This is a genomic window from Brachybacterium sp. FME24 (assembly GCF_014897705.1).
Taxonomy (GTDB): Bacteria; Actinomycetota; Actinomycetes; order Actinomycetales; family Dermabacteraceae; genus Brachybacterium.
Genome location: NZ_JABUXV010000007.1, coordinates 251,883 through 258,435, shown reverse-complemented (window position 1 = coordinate 258,435; position 6,553 = coordinate 251,883). Strand labels below are relative to the sequence as shown.

Annotated in this window: 3 protein-coding genes and 1 pseudogene; 2 read left to right on the top strand and 2 right to left on the bottom strand. The window is 68.0% G+C overall.

Annotated elements, in window-relative coordinates:
- Positions 1–1,564: pseudogene (locus INT51_RS10275) on the top strand (hypothetical protein); the annotation flags it as partial.
- A gap of 148 nt (positions 1,565–1,712) precedes the next feature.
- Complete coding sequence (locus INT51_RS10270; protein ID WP_193105199.1) at positions 1,713–3,098, top strand: copper amine oxidase; 1,386 nt, start codon at positions 1,713–1,715, stop codon at positions 3,096–3,098.
- A 78-nt stretch (positions 3,099–3,176) separates the two neighbouring features.
- Here INT51_RS10270 and INT51_RS10265 read toward each other — a convergent pair whose 3' ends face one another.
- Positions 3,177–4,850 (bottom strand): extracellular solute-binding protein, encoded by a 1,674-nt coding sequence (locus INT51_RS10265; protein WP_193105198.1) that lies wholly within the window; start codon positions 4,848–4,850, stop codon positions 3,177–3,179.
- 452 nt (positions 4,851–5,302) lie between these two features.
- Positions 5,303–6,301 carry an acetylxylan esterase gene (locus INT51_RS10260; RefSeq protein WP_193105197.1) on the bottom strand — a complete coding sequence of 333 codons (999 nt, stop codon included), beginning with the start codon at positions 6,299–6,301 and terminating at the stop codon, positions 5,303–5,305.
- Between the last annotated feature and the right edge of the window lie 252 nt (positions 6,302–6,553).

Sequence of the window (6,553 nt, the reverse complement as noted above, 5' to 3'; positions counted from 1 at the left end):
CGAGGGCAGCGTGCTCCCGATCCCTGAGGATGCGACCCCGGGCGACTACACCGTCGTCGCGAGCGATCCCGAGGGCAACGAGGCGACCGACACGCTCGAGATCACCCCGGCCGATTCGGTCGAGGTTGCCCTGGAGGCGTCCTCGCCGGTGCGGGTGGGCGATGAGTCCACGCTGACGTCCGAGGGCTGGGCCCCGAACGCGGAGGTCTCCGTGCAGCTGGCCGATGCCGAGGGCACTGCCGTCGGCGATCCGGTCATGGTGACCACGGACGAGAACGGTGCCTTCCCCGAGGGCACGGTGCTGCCGGTTCCTGAGGATGCGACCCCGGGCGACTACACCGTCACCGCGACGGGTCCTGAGGGCAACGAGGCGACCGACACGATCTCGGTCGTCGCAGCCGATGCTCCGCTGGTCGATGCCTCCTCGCCGGCTCCGGCCGGTGGCGAGTCCGCTCTGACCGGTGAGTCCTGGGCCCCCGGGACCGAGGTCTCCGTGCAGCTGACTGATCCCGAGGGCAACCCCGTCGGCGATCCGGTCACCGTCACCACGGACGAGAACGGTGCCTTCCCCGAGGGCAGCGTGCTCCCGATCCCTGAGGATGCGACCCCGGGCGACTACACCGTCGTCGCGACGGATCCTGAGGGCAACGAGGCCACCGACACGCTCGAGATCGTCCCGGCTGCGGCCGAGGCCACGATCGACGCCTCGTCCCCGGTGGCTGCCGGCGACGAGTCCGAGCTGGTCTCCAGCGGCTGGGCCCCGAACGCGGAGGTCAGCGTGCAGCTGGCCGATGCCGAGGGCAATGCAGTCGGCGATCCGGTCACGGTGACCGCCGATGAGAACGGTGCCTTCCCCGAGGGCAGCGTGCTCCCGATTCCCGAGGATGCGACCCCGGGCGACGGCTACACCGTCACCGCGTCGGATATCGAGGGTCACGAGGCCACGGACACCATCGAGGTGACTGCGGCCGCCGGTGGCACATGCGTCGGCGACCAGACCGTCACGATCGAGCCGGATTCCGTCGAAGCCGGCGGAACCGTGTCGATCTCCGGCACCGGATTCGCTCCCGGTACCGCGACCGTCGGCATCGTCGATGCCGAGGGCAACCCGGTCGGCGCCACGGTCGAGGTCGAGGTCGGCGACGACTGCTCGTTCAGCGGGGAGGCCACGGTCTCGGCCGATGTCACCCCCGGTGACTACGAGCTGGTCGTGACCGACAGCGACGGCAACTCCGCCTCGGACTCGCTCACCGTGACCGCGGCTGACGTCGACGGCGACCCGGCACCGGGTGGCGACGATGACGCCCCCGGAGTCGGCGCAGGTGACGACGACAACGGCTCGGACAATGGTGCGGGCAACGGCTCGGATGATGGCTCCGGCAACGGAACCGGCAACGGTTCCGGCGACGGTTCCGGTGATGGATCGAGTGGCGGCTCCGGAAACGGTGCCGGCGGCGACCTGCCGCGCACCGGTTCTGAGCTGATGCCGCTGGCGGCGCTCGCATCGCTGCTGACCATCGGTGGTGGCGTGGCACTCGTCGCGCGCCACCGGGCGAAGGTGTGAACCTACATCGCGCGATGATGTAGCTGACAGGAATGGTGGCGGCCCGTGTGAACGGGTCGCCACCATTCCGCTGTTCCATTCACAGCACTGTGCTGGCCACGACGATGAGCCGGCAGCAGCTCGACGGGCCGATCACGGCGGAGGATCGATGAGCAAGCGCGCAATCGCGGGGGCAGCATTTCTGGTCGTCAGCGCCTGCATTCTCGCGTGGGTGGTGATCGTCGGCCCCCAGGACTCCCCGGCCGAAGGACCCGAGCAGACCGCAGGCGCCACCGGAGAGGCGGCAGAGCTGGACTGCGGCGACAAGCAGGAGCTCGCGAAGACCCTCTCGAGCGGCGCCACCTGGTCGATGTGCTGGTCGATCGACCCGGACATGGGGCTCGTCGTCTCCGACCTCCACATCACCCCACCGGGGGGCGAAGCCATCAGTCTGATCGACACGCTGTCGCTGTCCCAGCTCGAGGTGCCGTACGACGATGGCGGGCGCAACACCCACGACATCACCGAATCCGGATTCGGCGGCAGCAAGATGAAGACCATCGGTGAGGACGTCTGCACCGGCGAGCTGCTCGAGGCGGACATCCCCAACATCGGCGACGGCACCTACGGGGAGTCGCAGACTCGCACCGTGCTGTGCTCCAGCGAGGTCGACGGCGGCGTGGCCTACCACTCGAGCGACGCCGTCGCCCCTGCCGCGACCCGGAAGACGGATCTGCAGCTGTTCACCGTCTCCCGCGTCGGGTGGTACGAGTACCTCACGGAATACACCTTCGGCGCCGACGGGTCGATCGGCGTGCAGCTCGGTGCCACCGGCGATCTCTCCCCCGTGGACTACACCGACGAGGAGCACGGCTGGGACGTCGGCGAGGACGAGCACGCCGCCAGCCATTCTCACAACGCCGTATGGCGCGTGAACTGGGCGCTCGGCGGCGAGAGCGGAATGCAGGTCGAGCAGTTCGATGCCGAGCGCTCCGGCGACATGGGGGAGGAGTCCGAGATCCTCCCCGGCAAGCTCACGCCCCTGCAGAATCCCACCACGGCGACCTGGGAGGACCGGCGCTGGTGGCGCGTGCTCCAGCCCGACGTCCTCAATGCCGACGGGCACCCGATCTCGTACCAGATCGAGATGGAGAAGACCGACTCGTTCGTCTTCGCCGACGACCTCGCCACGGCCGGCGCCGCGGCCGACGACGAGGGGCACTCTCACGAGAGCGAGCTCGGGTACGACGTCGCCTTCACCAACGAGGACGGGTGCGAGCGCTTCGCGGTGAAGAACTCCGGCGACTGCGGCGACGGGGTCCAAGACTTCGTGGCGGACAGCGCCGACGAGACTCTCGATGATGTCGTCTCCTGGGTGGCGGTCGGTTTCCACCACGTGCCCAAGGACGAGGACCAGTCACCGATGGAGATGCACTGGCAGGGCTTCTCCCTGTTGCCCCGCGATCTCACCGCGCAGCGGTTCGACGTCCCCGAAGGCCACGAAGAGGTCAACGGAGTCCCCGACTCCGAATGGGAGGAGTCACCCACGGGGTGACCATCCTGGTGCGGGGAGCGCATGCGAGCGAAGTGAGCAGTCCGGTGTGGAGTGGTCGTCCGCCCTCCGCTCACAGGCTCAGGTCGACGAGGAGACGAACCGATCCCGCGCACTGTTGATCAGGTCGACGTACGCGGGCAATCCCGCAGCCTCGAGCTCCTGCAGGAAGGTGTCCCATTCGCTCAGGTCCCGCTCGCCGAGCAGGAACTGCAGGGTACTGGTATCCACGGCGTCCTTCAGCGGGGTCGCCATCAGCGAGGCCTGCTCCAGCTCAGCCTCGTCCAGGGGCGCCGGAGCCCAGGGCGGCATCGGCTCGAGCCCTTCCAGGACGCCGTCGATGTAGGCCGTGAAGTCCTCGGAGTTGTAGGACTCCTTCAAGGGGCGCGACTCGGTGGATTCTGCCAGAAAGGTCGAATACCCGAGGTCCTTCTGGATGTCGGTCTCCGCACCCATGTTCAGCTCGAAGCTGTCCAATGAGTAGCCCTCGGCGAGTTCGATCCCGCCATCTGAATCCTTGATGTAGGTCTCGTCCTGGACGCCCCAGCGGAGCATCTCGCGGGCGTCGGGATTGAAATACAGCCAGTCCAGGAACTGCAGGATTGCCAGGAGATTCTCCGACGATGCGATCTCCGTGCTGAGCATGAACCCGTGCAGGAAGTTACGCGGCCCCATGATGTTCCCGCCGGGACCCGCGGGCGGCGGGATGAGCTGGAGCTCGTAGTTGTCCGTGCCGAGGGCGGCGTCCATGGCCTGTGCGAACTCGTAAACCGTGCCCGAGGAGCCCGAGGCCGCGAAACAGGTCTCCTGGGCGAACTTCGCGTCGATGCTGGCTGCGCCGCCGCCGTCGTTGGCCGCGGTGAGTGATTCCGGGTCCAGCAGTCCTTCCTCGACGAGCGTCCGGTAGTACTCGACCATCGTCCGGTACTCCTCGGTAGTGGCTGCGTAGGACATGGGCCCGTCCTGGCCTCCGATCATCCCGTCACCGAACCCCCACCCCGCGCGAGTCCCGAAGGCGTAACCGCCGTAATTGATGAGGGACTGGCCTTCGAAACCGTCAGCAAGGGGGAGTGAACCCGGGTACTTCGCCTTGATCGCCCGGAGACCTTCGTGGACCTCGTCCCAGGTGCTGGGGATCCCGATCCCGATCTCCTCCCATACGTCCTTGCGGATGATCAGCGAGAAAGCAGGGACCCAGACTTCCTGCAGGCCCGGGAGCATGTAGTACTTGCCGTCGGCCTGCCGGATGTTCTCCATCATCTCCCCGAGTTCCCACTCCTCCACGTACTTGCGGAAGTTGGGCATGTGCTCGACGAAGTCGCTCATCGGGAGGATCGCCCCGGAGGAGACGAACGGGGTCTCGTCCCCGCGATAGATCAGCGGGATCACCGTCGGCGCATCGCCCGCGCTGATCAGCAGGCTGCGCTTCTCGACGTTGTCGCTGAAAGGGACGTGGGTGAGCTCGAGCTCGACGTTGGTGAGCTCCTTGATGCGGTCGAACACCTGCCAACTGTCGGTGACCGGCTGTTCGGGCCAGTCTGTCCATAGGATCGACAGAGTGATCGGCTCCGTGGCTTTGAACTGCTGGTCCGCCTCGAAGGACTCCATGGCGCCGACGCTCTGGGCGGCGACGTCGGGGCCTTCGTCGGAACCGCTGCCACCGCACGAGGTCAGGGCGAGGGCGCCGAAGGCGGCGGCGCTCATGCCGACGAAGGACCTTCTACTGGGTATGCGGGGTGTGGCACGGGTGGTCATGGGAGGCTCCTGGAGGGACTCGACGTCTGGCGGGGCGTGACGAGGAAGGACGGGCCGTTCGCCGACGTGCGGCAGGGACCGCGAGACGCTCTCGATCGCCGGCTGGGCCCGTCGCCGGCTGCGGTGCCGGCGGGTCTGGCCACTGCCCAGCGCACATCAAAGAAAAGTTGCAGAAAAATACCGATCTTGCGCTAGGTGCCGTTAGCGTAAGGAGTGGTGGGATGGGCGTCAAGGGGTGATGGGATCAGGGCTGTCGAACTCAGGATGAAACGGTCCCGGGCGGCGAGGGTGGATGCCCGGGAGGCTCCCTCGACGAGAAGCTGAAGCCAAAGGAAAGGTTTCGGTCTTGGCACGATTGTCCGATGGAACGACATGCGCACTCGCGTCCAGACGGAGCACGAATGGTCCCTCTGGACTCGGGGGAACGTGCTTCCCGTCCCTACCGACAGCGTTCAGCGCGTCGGGGCGAGCGGCATCGTCCTGCGCAGCCACCCGAGCTGCACCATGCTCTGTGCGGCCGCGCCGCCTTCGTGGTTGTTGTACGGGTACACCTCGATGTCCTTGCTCGGGGTCGCCTCGCTGAGCCCGGCCCAGTGGTTGTACGCCGCGAACACCGTCGAGGGCGGGCAGGTCATGTCGCGCAGCGCCACGGAGAACAGGGTGTCGGCCCGCGCGCGGCGGGCGAGGTGGACGGCGTCGACGTACCCCAGCGTGTTCTTCACGGCCGCCTCCCGGTCCCGGTTCACGGCGAGATAGCGGACGATCTCCTGATACGGGTCGGCGTCGGTGAGGTCGATCGCGCGACGTATCTGGCACAGGAACGGTACGTTCGCCATCACGGCGTCCACATCCGGGACCAGTCCGCCTGCGGCGATGGCGAGGCCGCCTCCCTGGCTGCCGCCGGTGACCGCGACGCGTCCGTCGGCCCCGGGGAGTGCACGGGCGGCATCGACCGCGCGCGCCGCATCGGTCATGAGCCGGGTCAGATAGGAGGTCTCAGGGGATTCGATGCCGCGGGTCATGGATCCTGGCGCCGCCGGGCCGGAGCCCACGGGGTCCGGGGTCGCACCGCCGGAACCCCAGCGGCTGCCCTGCCCTCGGGTGTCCATCACCAGATGCCCGTACCCGGCGTTCGACCAGGTCAGATGCTCCAGCGGGGTGGAGCGCCCGCCGCCGTAGCCGAGGTACTCCACGACCATCGGCAGATCGCCCTCGTGCCCTGCCGGGCGCAGGTACCAGGCGCGGATCGGGTCCCCGTCGTGGCCTGTGAAGGTGACGTCCCAGGTGTCCACCAGGGCAAGCCCGGTCTCCACTGGTCGCACCTCGAGGATCGGCTCGACGGCCCGGGCACGATCCAACGTGCCCGACCAGAACGCGTCGAGATCGGAGGGCTCGTCGAGCTCAGGGAGGTACTCGCGCAGGGCGGGCAAGGGCATGTCGAACAGCGGCATCGATGGGCCTTCCACAGGAGTCGGGAAACGGGACCGGGTGCCGGTATCTAGGCGGGAGCCGGACCCCGGGGCGGGAGCCGGAACCCGGGGCGGGAGCCGGAACCCGGGGCGGGAGCCGGAACCCGGCACCCGGGCGGGTGCCGGTACCCGGTACCCGGGCGGGTGCCGGAATTGTCCCTGGAGGACCGATGAGGCCACCATCATCGGTCTTCAGGCCACAATTCTGGTTGAGCGTGCCCGGTTGGGGGGCCG